The 18,209-nt window shown below is 53.9% G+C and carries 17 protein-coding genes; 12 read left to right on the forward strand and 5 right to left on the reverse strand.

All coding sequences use genetic code 11. From position 1 onward, the window contains the following. Positions 1–4: 4 nt before the first annotated feature. A complete protein-coding gene (locus PAT9B_RS01480; protein ID WP_013507478.1) occupies positions 5–1,066 on the reverse strand; it encodes an ABC transporter substrate-binding protein in 1,062 nt (353 codons plus the stop codon). 225 nt (positions 1,067–1,291) lie between these two features. On the opposite strand from PAT9B_RS01480, the gene PAT9B_RS01485 reads away from it, so the two are divergent. Beyond that, positions 1,292–1,990 (forward strand): UTRA domain-containing protein, encoded by a 699-nt coding sequence (locus tag PAT9B_RS01485; protein WP_013507479.1) that lies wholly within the window; start codon positions 1,292–1,294, stop codon positions 1,988–1,990. Between the two features lie 70 nt (positions 1,991–2,060). Continuing rightward, a complete protein-coding gene (gene psiE, locus PAT9B_RS01490) occupies positions 2,061–2,471 on the forward strand; it encodes a phosphate-starvation-inducible protein PsiE (RefSeq protein WP_013507480.1) in 411 nt (136 codons plus the stop codon). An 89-nt stretch (positions 2,472–2,560) separates the two neighbouring features. On the opposite strand, the gene PAT9B_RS01495 is transcribed toward psiE, so the two are convergent. After that, positions 2,561–4,597, reverse strand: a complete 2,037-nt coding sequence (locus PAT9B_RS01495) for a prolyl oligopeptidase family protein (RefSeq protein ID WP_013507481.1) — start codon at positions 4,595–4,597, stop codon at positions 2,561–2,563. A 147-nt stretch (positions 4,598–4,744) separates the two neighbouring features. Here PAT9B_RS01495 and ubiC point away from each other — a divergent pair, with 147 nt between their 5' ends. Both ubiC and ubiA read left to right on the forward strand, forming a co-directional pair. Beyond that, positions 4,745–5,257 (forward strand): chorismate lyase, encoded by a 513-nt coding sequence (gene ubiC / locus PAT9B_RS01500; RefSeq protein WP_013507482.1) that lies wholly within the window; start codon positions 4,745–4,747, stop codon positions 5,255–5,257. A gap of 29 nt (positions 5,258–5,286) precedes the next feature. Then, on the forward strand, positions 5,287–6,153 hold the full coding sequence (gene ubiA / locus PAT9B_RS01505; RefSeq protein ID WP_190274650.1) for a 4-hydroxybenzoate octaprenyltransferase: 867 nt from the start codon (positions 5,287–5,289) through the stop codon (positions 6,151–6,153). Positions 6,154–6,216: 63 nt separating this feature from the next. On the opposite strand, the gene plsB is transcribed toward ubiA, so the two are convergent. Continuing rightward, on the reverse strand, positions 6,217–8,640 hold the full coding sequence (gene plsB, locus PAT9B_RS01510) for a glycerol-3-phosphate 1-O-acyltransferase PlsB (RefSeq protein ID WP_013507484.1): 2,424 nt from the start codon (positions 8,638–8,640) through the stop codon (positions 6,217–6,219). Positions 8,641–8,766: 126 nt separating this feature from the next. Here plsB and PAT9B_RS01515 point away from each other — a divergent pair, with 126 nt between their 5' ends. The 4 genes from PAT9B_RS01515 (at position 8,767) to PAT9B_RS01530 (ending at position 11,649) form a co-directional block, all read left to right on the forward strand. Continuing rightward, positions 8,767–9,135 carry a diacylglycerol kinase gene (locus tag PAT9B_RS01515; protein WP_013507485.1) on the forward strand — a complete coding sequence of 123 codons (369 nt, stop codon included), beginning with the start codon at positions 8,767–8,769 and terminating at the stop codon, positions 9,133–9,135. A gap of 105 nt (positions 9,136–9,240) precedes the next feature. Continuing rightward, complete coding sequence (lexA, locus tag PAT9B_RS01520; RefSeq protein ID WP_013507486.1) at positions 9,241–9,855, forward strand: transcriptional repressor LexA; 615 nt, start codon at positions 9,241–9,243, stop codon at positions 9,853–9,855. 91 nt (positions 9,856–9,946) lie between these two features. Next, positions 9,947–11,272: an MATE family efflux transporter DinF gene (dinF, locus tag PAT9B_RS01525; RefSeq protein WP_013507487.1), complete on the forward strand. Its 1,326-nt coding sequence runs from the start codon at positions 9,947–9,949 to the stop codon at positions 11,270–11,272. A 164-nt stretch (positions 11,273–11,436) separates the two neighbouring features. After that, on the forward strand, positions 11,437–11,649 hold the full coding sequence (locus PAT9B_RS01530; protein ID WP_013507488.1) for a CsbD family protein: 213 nt from the start codon (positions 11,437–11,439) through the stop codon (positions 11,647–11,649). Positions 11,650–11,718: 69 nt separating this feature from the next. Here the strand turns inward: PAT9B_RS01530 and zur are convergent, their stop codons facing one another. Next, on the reverse strand, positions 11,719–12,240 hold the full coding sequence (gene zur / locus PAT9B_RS01535; protein WP_013507489.1) for a zinc uptake transcriptional repressor Zur: 522 nt from the start codon (positions 12,238–12,240) through the stop codon (positions 11,719–11,721). 449 nt (positions 12,241–12,689) lie between these two features. On the opposite strand from zur, the gene PAT9B_RS01540 reads away from it, so the two are divergent. The 3 genes from PAT9B_RS01540 (at position 12,690) to pspG (ending at position 15,547) form a co-directional block, all read left to right on the forward strand. After that, on the forward strand, positions 12,690–13,940 hold the full coding sequence (locus tag PAT9B_RS01540; RefSeq protein WP_013507490.1) for a conjugal transfer protein TraF: 1,251 nt from the start codon (positions 12,690–12,692) through the stop codon (positions 13,938–13,940). 98 nt (positions 13,941–14,038) lie between these two features. Next, the gene (dusA, locus tag PAT9B_RS01545) at positions 14,039–15,034 is read left to right on the forward strand and encodes a tRNA dihydrouridine(20/20a) synthase DusA (protein WP_013507491.1); all 996 of its coding nucleotides are present in this window, start codon (positions 14,039–14,041) and stop codon (positions 15,032–15,034) included. A gap of 246 nt (positions 15,035–15,280) precedes the next feature. Beyond that, positions 15,281–15,547, forward strand: coding sequence for an envelope stress response protein PspG (gene pspG / locus PAT9B_RS01550; RefSeq protein ID WP_013507492.1), 267 nt, complete (start codon positions 15,281–15,283; stop codon positions 15,545–15,547). Positions 15,548–15,737: 190 nt separating this feature from the next. Here the strand turns inward: pspG and PAT9B_RS01555 are convergent, their stop codons facing one another. Further along, positions 15,738–16,721, reverse strand: coding sequence for a quinone oxidoreductase (locus tag PAT9B_RS01555; RefSeq protein WP_013507493.1), 984 nt, complete (start codon positions 16,719–16,721; stop codon positions 15,738–15,740). Between the two features lie 74 nt (positions 16,722–16,795). Between PAT9B_RS01555 and dnaB the strand changes: the two genes are divergently transcribed. Beyond that, on the forward strand, positions 16,796–18,202 hold the full coding sequence (dnaB, locus tag PAT9B_RS01560) for a replicative DNA helicase (RefSeq protein ID WP_013507494.1): 1,407 nt from the start codon (positions 16,796–16,798) through the stop codon (positions 18,200–18,202). The last annotated feature ends 7 nt before the right edge of the window (positions 18,203–18,209 follow it).

The raw sequence follows: 18,209 nt of genomic DNA on the forward strand, positions 1-18,209 counted from the left end.
CTCCTTACTGCTGCATATTGATGATCACGTTCTCCTGCCACAGACGCGGCAGTGCTTTTGACGATTTATCCCAGGCAGCCTGGTCTTTAATCGGACGGGCATTTTTATACTCAGATTCCGGCAGCAATTTGGCCTGCACGTCAGCTGGCAGCGTGAGGTATTTGGCACGAATCGGACGAGCGTAGCCTTTCGCCAGGTTAGTCTGACCGGCATCAGAGAAGATATATTCGCGTGCCAGTTTGGCGGCGTTCGGGTGCTTGGCGTATTTGTTGATGATGGTGCTGTAGCCGGACGTTACGGAACCGTCAGAAGGGATCACCACTTCATAGCGGCTTTTGTCGATCTGATCGCGGTAGTTCAGACCGTTGAAGTCCCACACCACTGCCAGCTGGATTTCGCCTTTCTCAATGTTGGCAATCACCGGATCGGTCACGCCCAGACGGCCTTGTTTGGCGAGGTCAGCAAAAAAGTTCAGTGCCGGTTTCAGGTTCTTCTCATCACCGCCCAGCGCGTAGTTGGCCGCCAGTACGCCGTTAGCCGCCTGAGCAGCTACGCCAACGTCACCGATAGTGACCACATACTTACCTTTTTTCAGATCGGCCCAACTATGCGGGATATCTTTGATCTGCTGTTTGTCGACGAGGAACGCGATGGTGCCGGTATAGGCCAGCATCCAGTTACCTTCTTTATCTTTTGCCCAGTCCGGCACCTGATCCCAGTGTGTCGGTTTGTAAGGCTGTGCCAGCCCCTTCGCGACGGCCACCGGTCCAAATGCGGCACCCACGTCACCGATATCGGCGCTGGCGTTCTCTTTCTCTGCGGCAAATTTCGCCAGCTCCTGCGCCGATGACATATCGGTATCGCTGTGTTTCAGGCCATATTTGCTGCTGATGTCATTCCAGGTATCTTTCCAGTTAGCCCAGCTATCTGGCATACCGACGCTGTTGATTTGACCTTCGCTGCGCGCGGCTTTTTCCAGCGCGGCGAGGTCGTTGTCGGCAGCCTGCGCGGCTGGCAACGCAAGCAGTACAGCACTGGCTACTACAGAGGCGATTAACGCTTTCATCTCAGTTGCTCCCGGTGTAAGTTGAGGGACATCTTGGTCTAGTCCAGCAAGAACCGAGCCAATGTAGCCTTTGCATATGAAGGTTTTATGACTGAGGCGGTAAAATGTGGTGTGGCGCGCTGATCCACATGTCATGCTGCGACGGAATCGTGCCACGGTAAGCGTGTCACCAGATTGTCATCGAACTGTCATAGTGCAGCTTCGCCCCAAAATGAGGCTTTAAAGATGTCGTCGAAAACGGCGGACGTAATCGCAGCCGCGCTGCACAGTCGTATTGATGCAGGAGAGTTCGCCAGCGGGCGCTTACCGGCTGAACGTAGCCTGAGCGAACAATATTCCACTACGCGCATCACCCTACGCGAAGCGCTGGGGTTGCTGGAAGCGCAGGGCGTTATTTATCGTGAACTGCGCCGTGGTTGGTTTCTCGCCCCGCCGAGACTGGTGTATAACCCGCTGCACCACAGCCATTTCCACGCCATGGCGGCCCAGCAAGGGCGTATCGCCAGCACCGAGGTGATTGAAGCGCGCAAGGCACCGGTGCAATCATCGGTGGCGCAGCAACTGCAACTGGCCGAAGGTGATGAGGTTTACCTGATTCGTCGTCTGCGCCGTATTGATGGGCGCGCCGTGTTGTATGTGGAGCACTATCTTAACCCACACTATTTTCCGGGCCTGCTCGACGAGGATCTCACTCGCTCTCTGACCGACCTCTATAACCAGCGTTATGGCATTCGTTACGGCGGCGCTCGATTTACCATTCTGCCGGGGCCATTACCGGCGCGTGCCGCGCCGGCATTGAATGTGGCCAGCGGTACCCCCGGATTATTGATCACCCGCACCAACCGTGATCAGCACAAACGCGTCATCGACTGTGACTGTGAATACTGGCGCTATGACGCGCTGTGCGTGGATGTCGATGTCTGACCATATTGTGATTTTGATCACACTACCGCATGATAGCGCCAGAGATAACTCGTTTTATTAAGGCGCAAAAATGACTGAAAAATCAGCGGCGGGGCAACTGATTGCCACGGCTCTGCAATGGGTGCTGAACCTCGGGTTGGTGATCCTGGCGATCATTCTGGTGGTGTTTCTTGGCAAGGAAACCATTCATCTGGCCAATGTGTTGTTTAGCACCGGCGAACAGGCATCATCATTTCTGCTGATCGAAGGGATTGTGATCTACTTTCTCTATTTCGAATTTATCGCGCTGATCGTGAAATATTTCCAGTCGGGCTATCATTTCCCACTGCGCTATTTCGTCTATATCGGCATCACCGCGATTATTCGGTTGATCATTGTCGACCACAAAAACCCGTTCGACACGCTGTGCTACTCGGCTGCCATTCTTATTCTGGTGGTGACGCTGTGGTTGGCGAACAGCAACAGATTGAAACGCGAGTAATTTCACGTTCGTAGCGGCGCGACTTATCGCGCGGGCTTTTCCTGCAGCGCGCACGAAATTGCGCGATAAATCGCGCCGCTACGCATCCATTAGTTACCCATTAGCATTTGCCACAAAAACTCCTCCACCAACGCCGATTTGAATGCAATCTGACCTTTCTCCGGCGCGTTGCCGTGTCCGGCCTCGGTTTCTTCATACAGCCAGACCTGCTGATGTCCTTGCTGCTGCATGCGCGCTACCATTTTGCGTGCGTGTGCCGGGCTGACGCGATCGTCGCGGGTTCCGGTGGTGAACAAGGTCGGTGGGTAGATTTTATCCGCCTGTACGTTGTCGAAAGGGGAATAGTGTTGCAGCCATTGCCACTCTTCCGGCTTTTCAGGATCGCCATATTCAGCGATCCACGATGCCCCTGCCAACCAACGGTGATAGTTCGCCATATCCAGCAGCGGGACTTCGCACACCAGCGCACCGAAGTGTGCGGGATAGTTCGTCAACATATTGCCAATCAGCAATCCACCATTGCTGCCACCGCGTGCCGCGAGGCGTGCCGGACACGTGATGCCGCGTGTAACCAGATCGGCAGCGACGGCGGCGAAATCCTCATAAGCACGATGGCGATGCTCTTTTAACGCCGCCTGGTGCCACTGCGGACCATATTCACCACCGCCGCGAATGTTTGCCACGACGTAAACACCGCCTTTTTGCAGCCAGGTGGCCCCTTTCGCGCCAAGGTACGTTGGCGTCAGAGAGACTTCAAAGCCGCCGTAGCCATTGAGCAATGTCGGGTGATCGCCGGTCAGCGGCAGATTTTTGGCACTAACCTGGAAATACGGAATGGGGGTGCCATCCAGCGATCGCGCAAAATGCTGCGTCACGGCAAACTCTGTAGCGTCAAAGCTGGCCGGGTCCTGCTTCACTTCAACCCGCGTGTGCCGATCAAAATCACCGTAGCTCAGACGCCGTGGTTGTAAAAAGCCGTGACTGATCAGCGCGTAGCGGTTGCTTTCACTCTCCAGCCCATGCGCGAACACATTGGTGGCATCCGCGAGGGTGATATCTTCAACCTGCCGCCATTGACCCTCTGCCACCGTCATCACGCTGACGGTTTCCACCACATCGTGGATCTTATCCAGCAGCAGATAATCACGCGTGGCGGAGTAACTTTGTAGCGAGGTGTGGGCATCTGGCGTAAACAGGGTGGTGAAGTGGCGTTTTCCCTGTTGAAAATCCTCAAGGTTAATCGCCAGCAGCGCACCTGCCGGGTGGACCTCATCCGCTATCTGCCACTGGGTGGTCAGGGTGATCAGTAGCCACTCTTTGAAAAAACCGGCAGTGGCATCGTCCGGGATGGCGATGTGTTCAAGCTGATCCCGATCGCGCAGCAACCAGGTTTGATGGCGGTAAAAATCGATCCCGCGGTACACCAACTCTTTCTCAAAACCTGGGGTGTGAATTCGCCAGGCCGAAACCGAGAGATCATCAACCTCGCCCGCGTAAATTAACGGCGCTGATGCGGGCGAGGTGCCGCGCTGCCAGCGGTGCACACAGCGGGGATAGCCGGAGGCAGTCAAGGTATCGCCACCGGCATCCAGGCTGAGTAACAAGGTGTTTTCATCGACCCAACTCACCCGGCTTTTGCTGACAGGCAGAAAAAAGCCATCAGTGATAAAGGCTTTGCCGACCAGATCATACTCGCGAATCTCGCAGGCATCCCCTCCGCTGGAGAGATAAATCAGCGCGCGCGTATAGTCGGGGTAGAGTGGCTGCGCACCGTGGAAACTCCAGTGGCTGCCTTCCAGCTGATTGAGTTGATCCAGATCCAGCACAGTTTCCCATTCGGGTTCGGCGCTTTGATAAGAGACCGCGTTCGTGCGCCGCCAGATACCGCGCGGATGATGCTCATCCTGCCAGAAGTTATACAGGCTATCGCGATAGTGGGTCACCCACGGAATGTTGGATTTGTCGTTCAGCCAATGCAGCGTTGTCTGCTTTGCCTGTTGGAAGCGGCTGCCCTGGGCGAATTGGGCGGTGGTAAGGCTGTTTTGAGTGGCGACCCAACTGAGTGCCTGTTCGTTAAGTGGTTGTTCCAGCGCGTTTAACAGATCCTGATGTTGTAGGGATGTCATGTCATATCCTTAGTGGACTGGTGAACAGCAGCAAGCATAACGGTTTTACAGGGAATTAACTTACAACGCATTTGCGGCAACGCTTCGTTATTCGCGCAACGGCGGCGGTGCGTTACACTGGGACACTTTTTTCTGTGGAGAGTTTTTATGTCTCAGGATGCGCTGGCGCAATTGCGCGCGCTACACTGGCTGCCCGCTTCCTCCCCGTTACTTTCCGCGCCACTGCTCGACTGGCTGCTGGAGGAAGACTCAATGACGCGGCGCTTTGAGCAGCATTGCCAGCACGTCACGGTACAACTGGTACGCGAAGCCTTTGTCGATGCCAGTGAACTGGAAGAAGAAGGCGAGTTATTACCTGCCGATCAGCGCTTCTGGCTGCGGGAAATTTTGCTATGTGGCGATAATGTGCCCTGGCTGGCTGGCCGTACCCTGGTGCCGGAAAGCACGCTTAATGGCCCGGAGCAGATGCTCCAGCAGCTTGGCACACGCCCGCTCGGACGCTATCTGTTTGCCGACTCCACCCTGACACGTGATTTTATCGATCCCGGTCAGGTGGGCGCGTTGTGGGGACGCCGCTCGCGTTTACGTCTCTCCGGTAAGCCGCTGTTGTTAACTGAACTGTTTTTACCGGCGTCACCGCTCTATCGCGCGCTGGATTAAGGATAAGGATTGTGCAAAAGACCCTGGGAATGAATAAATTACAGGCCTACAGCCGCCTGATGCGTATTGATAAACCGATTGGCACGTTACTGCTGTTGTGGCCCACGCTGTGGGCGTTGTGGTTATCAGGCATGGCGATCCCGCCACTCTCGGTGCTGCTGGTATTTGTGCTGGGGGTGATCGTGATGCGTGCCGCAGGCTGCGTCATCAATGACTATGCCGACCGTAAAGTGGATGGGCATGTGAAACGTACCGCATCACGCCCGCTGGCGAGTGGTCTGGTGACGGAAAAAGAGGCGAAGTTACTGTTTGTGGGCTTAGCCTTGCTGGCGTTTGTGCTGGTGCTGACCATGAACCGCATGACGATCATGCTGTCTGTGGTGGGGCTGGCGCTGGCCTGGGTATATCCCTTTATGAAGCGTTATACCCACCTGCCGCAGGTGGTACTGGGCGCGGCTTTTGGCTGGGCCATTCCTATGGGCTGGGCAGCGGTTAGTGAGTCCTTACCTTTAGTCTGCTGGCTGGTGTTTATTGCTAATCTGTGTTGGACGGTCGCATATGATACGCAATACGCCATGGTGGATCGTGACGACGATTTAAAAATTGGCGTGAAGTCGACAGCGATTCTGTTTGGTCGTTATGACAAACTCATCATTGGATTGTTGCAGCTGGCAACGTTGGGCCTGATGGTGCTGGTAGGATTGTTGTTGCATCTGAATGGGGCGTTTTACTGGTCGTTACTGTTAGCGGCAGGCTTGTTTGTACATCAGCAAAAGCTGATTGCTCAGCGCGAGCGTGAACCCTGTTTCCAGGCATTCCTCAACAATAACTATGTCGGTCTGGTGCTGTTTATCGGTATTTTGTTGAATACCCAGCCGTTTATTGATTTGTTGTAACCACGCGATTTTTGCATCAAAAAAGCCGTCACCCCTGGGGATGACGGCTTTTTATTTAGCCGCTTAATCGTGGGCGACGGCGCTCTCAATGGTCAGACGCACGTCACTGGTGACCAGCTCGGCCAGCATCTGCCACATGGCCTGCGTGCGCTCCACTTCGGCATCTCCGCCGTCGCTGATATAGCCTTCATCACGCAATGTCAGCACCAGCGCGGAGAACACGGCTTTATCAAAGAACTCAGGGGCGTTGATACCGTGCAACACCGACAGACGCTGTGCCAGCGTGCGGCTCTCTTTTTCCAGCGTGCCACGGTTGATGGTGGGCTTGGCACTGAGAATCGAGAAGGTGATCGCAAAACGCTGCAACGTTTCGCGGATACCCGCTGCCAGTAACTGTAGTGTGCGATAGCGTGCGGTGGTCATTTGCACCTGACCATCCTGTTGCGTGATCAGACCCTGGCGTGCCATTTCGTTGCACAGCGATTGAATCAACTCAGGCAACTCGTTACTGCTCCAGCGCAGGAACAGTTCACTTTTCAGCATCGGATAGACCAGGGCGACCTGGCGCAACAATTCCGCTTCACTGATTTCACGGTGTTGCTGCACGATCGCGGCAATCAATGACGGCATCACCAACATATGTTGAATGTTGTTGCGATAGTAGGTCATCAACACTGCCTGCTCACGTGGCAGAATGATGATGTCACCGATATTGTCCTGCTCGGTCTCAAACTTATTCATGCCCATTGCGTGATCCAGCAGGGCTTCTGCGCTGAGATCCGGCACCGTGGCTTCCGGTGAATAGGGCACATTGCGCAACAGTTGGGTGTAGCACTCCAGTTGCTCAATAAGCTGCTCGCGCGTCAGTGAACGTTGACGAGAAGCCAGCAGTGCAGTGACGCACAGGTTCATGGCGTTGGCGGCCCCTGCATCGTTAATTCGCACCATCAGGCGGTTAGCGATGTCATTCACGGCAGGTGTCATCCATGCCTGGCGCTGGGGTTCGATTGGATCGATCGCTTCACGCCATTCTGGCACGTGTTTGTTCAGGTAGTTCACCAGCGGCAGGGGTTCACCGAAGTTCACATAACCCTGACCAAGATTGCGCAGCTTACGCAGGCCGCGCACCATCTGCATGAAGCCTTCTTTCTCTTTCGCCGCGCCGCGCAGTTCTTTGGCGTAGGTGCCGACTTCCATCACATGTTCATAGCCAATATAAATCGGCACGAAGGTGATTGGACGGCTGCTACCTCGCAGCAGTGCCTGTAACGTCATCGACAGTGTGCCGGTTTTCGGGTCCAGCAAACGACCGGTACGTGAGCGGCCACCTTCTACAAAGTATTCAACCGAATAGCCGCGATTAAACAACTCGCCCAGATATTCGCGGAAAACGGTGGAGTAGAGCTTGTTGCCCTTAAACGTGCGGCGAATAAAGAACGCCCCAAGGCGACGGAAAATCGGCCCGGCTGGCCAGAAGTTCAGGTTGATACCCGCAGCGATATGCGGCGGCACCAGCCCCTGGTGGTAGAGCACATAAGAGAGCAGCAGGTAATCCATGTGGCTGCGATGGCAGGGGACATAAACAATCTCATGCCCATCCTGCGCCAGCTGGCGCACACGCTCGCCGCCATTCACGTTGATCCCTTGATAGAGGCGACTCCACATCCAACCCATTACACGGTCGGTGACGCGAATCGCTTCATAGGAGAAATCAGCAGCAATCTCTTCCATCAATTCGACGGCGTTCTGCTGGGCCTTCTCGTGCGAGATCTTTTTGCTGCGCGCCTCATCTTCGACAGCTTTTTCAATCGCTTTGGATTGCAACAGCTTATTGAACAGATCCTGGCGGGCTGGCAAGCGCGGGCCGATTGCCGCCAGACGCTGGCGGGCAAAGTGAATGCGTGCCACGCGTGCCAGTTTCTGAGCTATCGACTTATCTGTGCCATGTTCGGTCGCCATCTGACGCAGTGAAACCGTCGGCGAGAAGCGCACAAAGCTGTCGCGACCATGCCAGAGAATAGCGAAGAATTTCTGTACGCCGTTGAGAATGCGCAGGTGAGGGGTGGATTCCCCCTGCACTTCACGACCCGGCGCACGGCCGAACATCACTGACACCGGCAGCATTTGTACATCCAGTTCTGGATTGCTGCGATGCAGATCAAGGTAGTCGTGAAATAACTTCACGGATTCCAGACTCGGCACGAAATACGGGAACACGCGCGGTCCATCATGGATAAACACGTGACGCGGCAGTAAAGTGCCGTCAATTTCCAGCGGTGCGAGTGGATCGGGCAGATCGTGTTTCAGACACTGCGAACGCAGCGTGAGGAGATCGGCCTTGGAATCATAAGGCAGCACATACAGGATCGGCCGCGTCGGATCCAGCCCATGTTCGGAGACGGGATCGGCGGGAATGGCCTTACTCTTTACCAAAATGGAGAGTGGTAAATTCAATAATTTATAATAAAGTTTACGCCAACCTGACATAGACAACTTCAAGCCTCTTGTTAGCAAAGCGCGGCAAGCATACCAGAAAGTGCCGCGAAGATCTGTGGCTGCACTATCTCCGGCTGCCCAGACATTGACGTCAAAACGAGTAAAGGGTTCAACGACATGGCAAATAACGTCACCGGTATTCTCAGGATAATAAAAGCCGCCGGTTATTCCTGGCAGGGATTGCGCGCCGCCTGGACGCATGAGGCAGCGTTTCGCCAGGAGGCCGTTGCCGCGTTAGTGGCAATTATAGTGGCGTGCTGGCTGGATGTTGATGCCATTTCCCGCGTACTGATGATTGGTTCCGTAGTGCTGGTTGTCATTGTGGAAATCCTGAACAGCGCCATCGAAGCGGTGGTCGACCGCATCGGCCAGGAACGTCATCCTCTGGCGGGCCGGGCGAAAGATATGGGTTCCGCTGCCGTATTGCTGGCTATCTTACTGGCGCTGTTTGTCTGGATCGCGCTGATTTGGTCACATTTGCGATAAGGATTCCGGATTCATCAACTCGCTGATTTTTCCCTCAGTTTTGGTTTTCATTTCGCCAATACCTGTATATACTCACAGCGACTGTATAAACAACCAGGGGGCGGGATGAAAGCATTAACCAGCAGGCAGCAACAGGTCTATGATCTGATTCGCGACCATATTAACCAGACGGGCATGCCGCCAACGCGTGCGGAAATTGCTGCGCAGCTGGGCTTCCGCTCACCGAATGCGGCAGAAGAACACCTGAAGGCGCTGGCACGTAAAGGGGTGATTGAAATCGTCTCCGGTGCTTCACGTGGCATTCGCTTATTGATGGAAGAAGAAGCCAGCGAAGGGCTGCCGTTGATTGGCCGTGTCGCGGCGGGCGAACCTTTACTGGCGCAGGAACACATTGAAGCGCACTACCAGGTCGATGCCAATCTGTTCAAACCTACCGCTGATTTCCTGCTGCGTGTTAGCGGCATGTCGATGAAAGATATCGGTATTATGGATGGCGACCTGCTGGCCGTACATAAAACGCAGGAAGTGCGTAACGGCCAGGTGGTGGTGGCACGTATTGATGATGAAGTGACGGTGAAGCGTTGGAAAAAGCAGGGCGCGATTGTGCAACTGCTGCCGGAAAACAGTGACTTCCAGCCGATTGTTGTCGATACCCGCGAGCAGTCCCTGACAGTAGAAGGGCTGGCGGTCGGCATTGTGCGCAACGGCGAGTGGCTCTGATACCTTGATTCCCCCCGCTACGGCAGCCTTTCTGCGCTGCCGTGGTTTAATTTTCTGACAAGACTGTTGTGCAGCAAACCGGGATGGGCTGATGCAGCTGTTTTCCTCCTCTGATAAAGCACTCTGGCGGCTTGCGCTGCCGATGATTCTTTCCAATATCACCGTTCCGCTGCTCGGCGTGGTTGATACCGCCGTTATTGGTCATCTTGATAGCCCCATTTATCTCGGTGGGGTGGCGGTGGGGACGACTGCGACCAGCTTCATCTTTATGTTGCTGCTGTTTCTGCGCATGAGCACGACCGGGTTGACCGCCCAGGCTTTTGGCGCGGGCGATAAAACGGCCCTGGCACGGGCGCTCACCCAACCGCTATTAATCGCCTTGGTGGCCGGGGTGCTGTTTATTTTGCTGCGCACACCAGTCAGCAATCTGGCCGCTGCGCTGATGGGGGGCAGCCTCGCGATTCAGCAGCAGGCGCAACTTTTTATCCAGATTCGCTGGCTCAGCGCCCCCGCCACGCTGGCAAATCTGGTGATTCTCGGTTGGTTGCTGGGCGTGCAGTATGCGCGTGCGCCTGTGCTGCTGCTGGTGGTAGGGAATCTGGTCAATATTCTGTTGGATCTGCTCTTTGTGCTGGGCCTGCACTGGGGAGTGGCGGGCGCGGCAGCGGCGACGGCACTGGCAGAATACGCCACCCTGGCCGTCGGATTATGGATGGTGGCCCGGGTATTGAAGCTGCGCGGTATTGATTTCTCTACGCTGAAGCAGAGCTGGCGCGGTGATGCTGCTCGCTTGTTTCGCCTCAACCGCGACATTATGTTGCGTTCTTTTCTGCTCCAAATCTGCTTTGCATCACTGACGATACTTGGGGCGCGCATCGGCCCGGATGTGGTGGCGGTCAATGCCGTGCTGTTGATGTTCCTGACCTTTACCGCTTACGCACTGGATGGTTTTGCGTATGCCGTAGAAGCCTGTTCTGGCGAGGCGGTCGGCGCGAAAGATCGCAGCCGATTATTGCTGATCTGGCATGCCGCCTGCCGTCAGGCGGGGTTGGTGGCACTGGTATTTGCGGCGATTTATGCGTTATTTGGCGTACATATCGTGGCGCTGCTGACTTCACTGGAAGAACTACGGCAAGTGGCCGATCGCTACCTGATGTGGCAGGTAGTGATGCCGTTAGTGGGCGTGTGGTGCTATCTGTTGGATGGCATGTTTATCGGTGCGACGCGCGGTCGGGAAATGCGTAACAGTATGGCACTGGCGGCACTGGGTTATGGCCTGTCGTTACTGACGCTCCCCTGGTTAGGTAATCATGGCTTATGGCTGGCGGTGACGGTGTTTCTGGCCATGCGCGGGCTGACGCTGTGGTGGATTTGGCATCGCCATTGGCGTGCTGATAGCTGGTTTGCGGCACATTAACGATAACCCTTTGGATACAGAATAATCCGTAAGTGTGCTAACCCTTCTGCATTGTCTACTATAATTATCCTTATCATCGCAAATAAGTAGCGCGTTATGTTGGTTTTACCCGCTGGATATTGGGTATTCCACTACCACCACTCTGCATGACATGGAGAAAGGTTATGAACAAAGACGAAGTGAGCGGAAACTGGAAACAATTCAAAGGGAAAATGAAAGAAAAATGGGGCAAGCTGACGGATGACGATATGACGGTCATTGAAGGTAAACGCGATCAGCTTGTGGGTAAAATTCAGGAACGCTACGGCTACGCAAAAGATCAGGCCGAGCGAGAAGTTAAAGACTGGGAAAGTCACAACAAGGATTATCGCTGGTAACGGACCCGTTTAAGGACGATGCTCCTGCCCTCCGATCGTGATGATCGGGCTGGCACAAGGATGTGCCATCTATCCTTTTTTACCGCGCTTCTTACTTTCTACCTGATGATCGTGATCGCAGCTTTCGTGATGCGTACAGGCTTCCACTTCAACACAATTCTCACACAACCCATGTGCTTCAATCACGCTGTGACGCAAGGCAAAACCAGCCTGCTCGGCGAGGCCCGCAATGATCTTTTCCACGCCATGCGCATGCTTTTCACTGACCGCCGCACAACGATCACACACCAGCATCACTGAAGTATGTGCCGGTTCGTCGAAATGATGGCAAACCACGTAGCTATTATTGGATTCCACACGGTGGATAAATCCCTGCTCCAGCAGGAAATCCAGGGCACGATAAATTGTCGGCGGCTTTGCCTGGGGTTCACTGACACGCAACTGATCCAGCAAATCATAGGCGCTGATCGATCCATTCTGTTCGGCCATCAGGCGCAGTACTTCGGCGCGTTGTGAGGTCAGACGCACGCCGCGTTGCAGGCATAACGTTTCTGCCTGGGTGAGCAGTTGGTCGGGCGACAGATTTGACATAAGCGTTCTCCAGGTGGCGAGTGATGTTATTTTATCACACAAATTTTTACGCTGCTGTGATTGCTTTTTCTTCTTAACATGATCAGTAAAATTACCTTTTTTCATCAGGTTAGCCGCGTCATAAGTCTCCTTCTTTTCTTCGCCTGTCATCGTCGTTTCTTGTTGCTACGGCATCATTAAATTGGCTAATCGGTTTTTGCTTTGCAACTCACCGACTTAGCGTCTAAGGTTCAAAAGGGCTTAAGTAATATCTGGCCTTAATTTAAGTACCGTTTATTTTTTTGCATAAATACACGACAGATTGCTGCATCAGTAGTCAATTCTGCGAATAGCAGTGCTATTTCCTTTCATTTCACAGCAATAAATCGTTAGCCCAGGTTCACAATAAGGGGCTGGTAAATTGTTACGTCGCTGACGTGGTCACGACATTTAAAGGTGATGGCAGGCACATGGTGAAGACATTATTCAGACGCAAAAAAATTGCTTATATTGTTGTTTTGAATGCCGTATTTCTTTCCTCTTCGGCCCTGGCAGCAGGCACATGGTACGACGCTCGTAATGATGCAATGGGGGGAACGGGGGTCGCTTCTTCCACCTGGAGTTCTGCGGTACTGGCAAACCCGGCCTTAATGACCAAAGCAAAACCTGATGATGACGTGAGTATCATTTTCCCCTCAGCCGGGATTCAGGTAACAGATAAAGATAAATTGATTAATCGTGTTGATGATATTACCGACACGGTTGACCGTTATCAGAACGTAATCGATAACTTAACCTTCCAGGATTACCTCAACGGCTATCCACAACTGAAAGCCGCTGCGGGTGATATGGCGAGTCAGCTTCGCGATCTGCGTGGCAACAAAGCGGACGGTTCGGCAGGTGTTGCGCTGGCTGTTACGGTGCCCAATGAAACGCTGCCCTTCGCTTTTGTCACCAAAGCTTATGGCACGGCACATATCCGCGCTAACGTGTCACAAAGCGATATCGATTATCTGCAAGGCGTTGCCGATGGCACGGTTATTCCGGTGCCGGGTGATGAGGATAAACTGACGTCCAGTGCCAACGGTCTGGCGGCGTTAGTGACCGATTACGGTATCGCCATGGCACACCAGTTCAGTATTGCCGGACATCCGGTCTCTGTAGGTATTACGCCGAAACTGCAAAAAACCTGGCTATATAACTACACCGCCAGTGTGTATAACTACGACAAAAGCGATATCAACAACAGCCGCTATCGCAGCTCAGATACCGGTTTTAACGTCGATGCCGGTATCGCCACGGACTTCGCCGATAACTGGACGTTCGGCCTGACCGGGCAAAACCTGATTTCACGTGATATTGAGACCAAAGAAGTGAATGGCTACCGTGATACGTACCAAATCCGCCCACTGGTTACCACCGGTCTGGCCTGGAACTATGGTGCCTTCACGCTGACAGGTGATGTCGATTTGACGCAAACGAAGCGCTTTAAATCGGAAGACAGCAGTCAATACGTTGGGGTTGGTGGTGAATATCGGGTGCTGGACTGGCTGCAATTACGTGCCGGTTATCGTGCAGATATGAAGTCAAATGACGCCAATGTGTTCACCGCTGGTTTTGGTTTGTCACCGTTTAACAATACCGTTCACCTTGATCTGGCCGGTTCGGTTGGCGACGACAATACCTGGGGTGCGATGTTGCAGCTCGGCTTTAACTTCTGATCAATCCTCTTCATCCCGACGGGCGGCTGTGTCGCCCGTCAATCCTGTGTTATCATTGCGCAGAATCTCATCACTTAACCCCGGATTTACTGCGTTTCATGACCGATACCTTCTCTTCGCAACGTTTTTCCATTGCCCCGATGCTCGACTGGACCGATCGTCACTGTCGCTATTTTCACCGTCAACTAAGCGGTGACACGCTGCTTTACACCGAAATGGTCACCACCGGTGCGATTATTCATGGCAAGGGTGATTATCTGGCCTTTAGTGAAGATGAACATCCGGTTGCGCTGCAACTGGGGGGGAGCGATCCGGCGGCGCTGGCGCAGTGCGCGCAGCTCGCGGAAGCGCGGGGTTATGACGAGATCAACCTCAATGTCGGTTGCCCGTCCGATCGCGTGCAGAATGGCCGATTTGGTGCCTGCCTGATGGGCGAAGCGGCGTTGGTGGCGGATTGTATTAAAGCGATGCGGGATGTGGTGAGCATTCCGGTCACGGTAAAAACCCGTATCGGTATTGATGATCAGGATAGCTACGCCTTCCTGTGCGATTTCGTCGGCACCGTGGCGCAGCAGGGTGGTTGCGACACCTTTATTATCCACGCACGTAAAGCCTGGCTGTCGGGTCTTAGTCCAAAAGAGAACCGCGAGATTCCACCGCTCGATTATCCGCGTGTCTATCAATTGAAACGTGATTTCCCGCAGCTGACCATGGCCATCAATGGCGGTATCAAGTCGTTGGCAGAAGCGAAAGTCCACCTGCAACATATGGATGGTGTGATGATGGGGCGTGAAGCCTATCAAAACCCTGGCATTTTGGCGCAGGTTGATCGTGAGTTGTTTGGCCGTGATACCCCAGCGGTCGACCCTGTAGCGGTCGTGCGCAGCATGTATCCGTATATTGAGGCAGAGCTGGCGAAAGGAACTTACCTTGGCCATGTCACGCGTCATATGCTGGGCCTGTTCCAGGGGATTCCCGGTGCGCGCCAGTGGCGTCGTTATCTCAGCGAGAACGCGCATAAGCCAGGCGCAGATGTTCGTGTGCTGGAAGCGGCACTGGCACTGGTCGCGGATAAAATTCCTCAGGAAGCCTGATTTTTCCCACCGTAGCGGCGCGATTTATCGCGCGGATTTTTCCTGCAACGCGCACGAAATTGCGCGATTAATCGCGCCGCTACGGGGATGGTTCAACGGTTTTATTCACACCAAAATTTGGTGAATTTCACCACTCCCACGCTACATTTCATCAAGCACATCTAATAATTTCAATGTCTTAGCAATAAGTCGGTGTTGGCACGCATCTTGTAATGCACTCCCTGTAACCTACACAGGAGAACCTTCGTGGAAATATTATTTGTTATCGGCTTCTTTCTCATGCTGTTGTTGACCGGTGTGTCGCTGTTGGGGGTGATTGCCGCGCTGATTGTTGCAACGGTGCTGATGTTCCTCGGCGGGTTGTTTGCACTTGTTATTAAATTGTTGCCATGGCTGGTGTTGGCGGTGGTGGCCGTGTGGCTGTATCGTGCCTTTACCACGCCAGAGGGTGATGCGAAGCTGAACCGACTGAAAAGAAAAATCAGTAGGTTAGAGAGGGACAGTTGGCGCTAAATGCGGGAGCGATCACAGAGTTGGCAATGCTTAGCTGAAATCTGCAATTAAACATATTTTTTACTTATGTTTTCTGTCAGGATGTTTGCCGTTGAGTCGAAACAAATTCATCGCCGCTGTCCCTACACCAGCGCGAACTATAAAAAAGAAAAAGGGGCTTCCTACGGGAAGCCCCGTTTGCTTTCTGGCGTCAGGGAATCAGCAGGCTTGACCCCAGGGTCGCACGGCTTTCCAGCACCTTGTGAGCCTGAGCCGCATCGCTCAAAGCAAATTTCTGCTGTTCTGGCACATTGATTTTAATCGCATGGCTGGCAATCAGTGAAAACAGCTCAGCACTGGCGCTGTCGAGTTCCTGGCGGTTGGTGATGTAGCCAAACAGCGAAGGTCGGGTGACAAACAGTGAACCCTTCTTGTTCAGAATCCCCAAATCCACCCCGGTGACCGGACCGGAAGCATTGCCAAAACTCACCATCAGGCCGTGACGACGCAGGCTGTCCAGTGATGCTTCCCAGGTATCTTTACCGACCGAGTCATAAACCACCGCCACTTTTTTGCCGTCGGTCAGTTCACTCACTCGCTGGGCAATATTTTCATCGCGATAGTTAATGGTGGCCCAGGCACCTGCTTCTTTGGCAATCTGCGCTTTTTCAGCGGAACCGACGGTGCCAATCAGGTGTGCGCCCAGGGCTTTTGCCCACTGGCAGGCAATCAGGCCGACGCCGCCTGCCGCAGCATGGAACAGGAATGTCTCATCCGCTTTGACTTTATAGGTCTGGCGCAACAGATATTGCACGGTCAGTCCTTTCAGGAACGAGGCCGCGCCCTGTTCAAAGCTGATGCGTTCCGGCAAAATCACCAGGCGGTCCTCATGCACATTGTGCACCTCGCTATAAGCCCCCAGTGCTGACTGGCAATACACCACGCGATCGCCTGCTTTGAAGCGCGTTACGGCAGAGCCGACTTTTTTTACCACGCCCGCCGCTTCGGTACCCAGACCAGACGGTTTCGCCGCTACCGGATACAATCCGCTACGCACATAGGTATCGATATAGTTAATACCAATCGCCCGATTTTCCACCTGCACTTCATGCTCAGCGGGGTCGGCAAGATCAAAATCCACCCATTGTAGTACTTCAGGGCCGCCGTGTTCGTTGAACTGAATACGCTTTGCCATTCTGACTCCTGTGATTGTTCATCCTGTGACGTTATACTTGCCCGTCACTCCAAAAGATCGGTAATGCATTCACTATGGCAGGAAATAAACCCACCAACAAATCGAACGAAACCCGCGACCGCCAGCTGGAGGGCGTGAAAATGCCGCCGCATTCCATTGAAGCGGAGCAGTCGGTACTCGGTGGGTTGATGCTGGATAATGAGCGCTGGGACAACGTCTCCGAGCGTGTCGTGGCGGAAGATTTCTTCAACCGCTCGCACCGGCTGATCTTCTCCGAAATGCAGAACCTGCTGGAGGCCGGGCAGCCTATCGACCTGATTACGCTGTCTGAATCGCTCGAAACGCGCGGTGAGCTGGAGATGGCGGGGGGCTTTGCCTATCTTGCCGAACTGGCGAAAAACACCCCAAGCGCCGCCAACATTGGCGCCTATGCTGACATCGTCCGTGAACGCGCCGTGGTGCGCGAAATGATCTCGGTCGCCAATCAGATTGCCGATGCCGGTTACGATCCGCAGGGGCGCAGCAGCGAAGACCTGCTCGATTTTGCGGAATCCAACGTCTTCAAGATCGCCGAACAGCGTGCCAACAAAGATGATGGCCCGAAGAACATCGAGCAAATTCTGGAAGCCACGGTATCGCGTATTGAATCGCTGGTTTCCACGCCACACGATGGTGTGACCGGGGTGGATACCGGTTATCAGGATCTGAACAAAAAAACCGCCGGTTTGCAGGGGTCAGATCTGATTATCGTGGCGGCGCGTCCGTCGATGGGTAAAACCACCTTCGCCATGAACCTGTGCGAAAACGCCGCCATGCTGCACGAAAAGCCGGTGCTGATTTTCAGTCTGGAAATGCCCAGCGAACAGATCATGATGCGTATGCTGGCTTCATTATCACGTGTTGATCAGACGCGTATCCGTACCGGTCAGCTCGAAGATGAGGATTGGGCGCGTATTTCTGCTTCTATGGGCATCCTGTTGGAAAAGAAGAACATGTTTATTGATGATTCTTCCGGCCTGACGCCGACAGAAGTGCGTTCGCGTGCACGCCGTATCTATCGTGAAAACGGGGGGTTGAGCATGATCATGATCGACTACCTGCAATTGATGCGCGTGCCTTCGTTATCCGACAACCGCACGCTGGAAATTGCGGAGATCTCGCGCTCGCTGAAAGCGTTGGCGAAAGAGTTGAACGTGCCGGTGGTGGCGCTGTCGCAGCTTAACCGCTCGCTGGAACAGCGTGCCGACAAACGCCCGGTGAACTCGGATCTGCGTGAATCTGGCTCGATCGAACAGGATGCTGACCTGATCATGTTTATTTACCGTGATGAGGTGTATCACGAAAATAGCGATCTGAAAGGGATCGCCGAGATCATCATTGGTAAACAGCGTAACGGACCGATTGGCACAGTACGTTTGACCTTCAATGGTCATTGGTCGCGTTTTGATAACTACGCAGGCCCGCAATACGACGACGAATAATCCTCTT

The sequence above is a fragment of the Pantoea sp. At-9b genome (genome assembly GCF_000175935.2).
Lineage (GTDB): Bacteria > Pseudomonadota > Gammaproteobacteria > Enterobacterales > Enterobacteriaceae > Pantoea.

Excerpts from the sequence above, each read along its gene's own strand:
- PAT9B_RS01480 (WP_013507478.1), bottom strand. The coding sequence starts at position 1,066 with ATGAAAGCGTTAATCGCCTCTGTAGTAGCCAGTGCTGTACTGCTTGCG.
- PAT9B_RS01485 (WP_013507479.1), top strand. The coding sequence starts at position 1,292 with ATGTCGTCGAAAACGGCGGACGTAATCGCAGCCGCGCTGCACAGTCGT.
- psiE (WP_013507480.1), top strand. The coding sequence starts at position 2,061 with ATGACTGAAAAATCAGCGGCGGGGCAACTGATTGCCACGGCTCTGCAA.
- PAT9B_RS01495 (WP_013507481.1), bottom strand. The coding sequence starts at position 4,597 with ATGACATCCCTACAACATCAGGATCTGTTAAACGCGCTGGAACAACCA.
- ubiC (WP_013507482.1), top strand. The coding sequence starts at position 4,745 with ATGTCTCAGGATGCGCTGGCGCAATTGCGCGCGCTACACTGGCTGCCC.
- ubiA (WP_190274650.1), top strand. The coding sequence starts at position 5,287 with ATGAATAAATTACAGGCCTACAGCCGCCTGATGCGTATTGATAAACCG.
- plsB (WP_013507484.1), bottom strand. The coding sequence starts at position 8,640 with ATGTCAGGTTGGCGTAAACTTTATTATAAATTATTGAATTTACCACTC.
- PAT9B_RS01515 (WP_013507485.1), top strand. The coding sequence starts at position 8,767 with ATGGCAAATAACGTCACCGGTATTCTCAGGATAATAAAAGCCGCCGGT.
- lexA (WP_013507486.1), top strand. The coding sequence starts at position 9,241 with ATGAAAGCATTAACCAGCAGGCAGCAACAGGTCTATGATCTGATTCGC.
- dinF (WP_013507487.1), top strand. The coding sequence starts at position 9,947 with ATGCAGCTGTTTTCCTCCTCTGATAAAGCACTCTGGCGGCTTGCGCTG.
- PAT9B_RS01530 (WP_013507488.1), top strand. The coding sequence starts at position 11,437 with ATGAACAAAGACGAAGTGAGCGGAAACTGGAAACAATTCAAAGGGAAA.
- zur (WP_013507489.1), bottom strand. The coding sequence starts at position 12,240 with ATGTCAAATCTGTCGCCCGACCAACTGCTCACCCAGGCAGAAACGTTA.
- PAT9B_RS01540 (WP_013507490.1), top strand. The coding sequence starts at position 12,690 with ATGGTGAAGACATTATTCAGACGCAAAAAAATTGCTTATATTGTTGTT.
- dusA (WP_013507491.1), top strand. The coding sequence starts at position 14,039 with ATGACCGATACCTTCTCTTCGCAACGTTTTTCCATTGCCCCGATGCTC.
- PAT9B_RS01555 (WP_013507493.1), bottom strand. The coding sequence starts at position 16,721 with ATGGCAAAGCGTATTCAGTTCAACGAACACGGCGGCCCTGAAGTACTA.
- dnaB (WP_013507494.1), top strand. The coding sequence starts at position 16,796 with ATGGCAGGAAATAAACCCACCAACAAATCGAACGAAACCCGCGACCGC.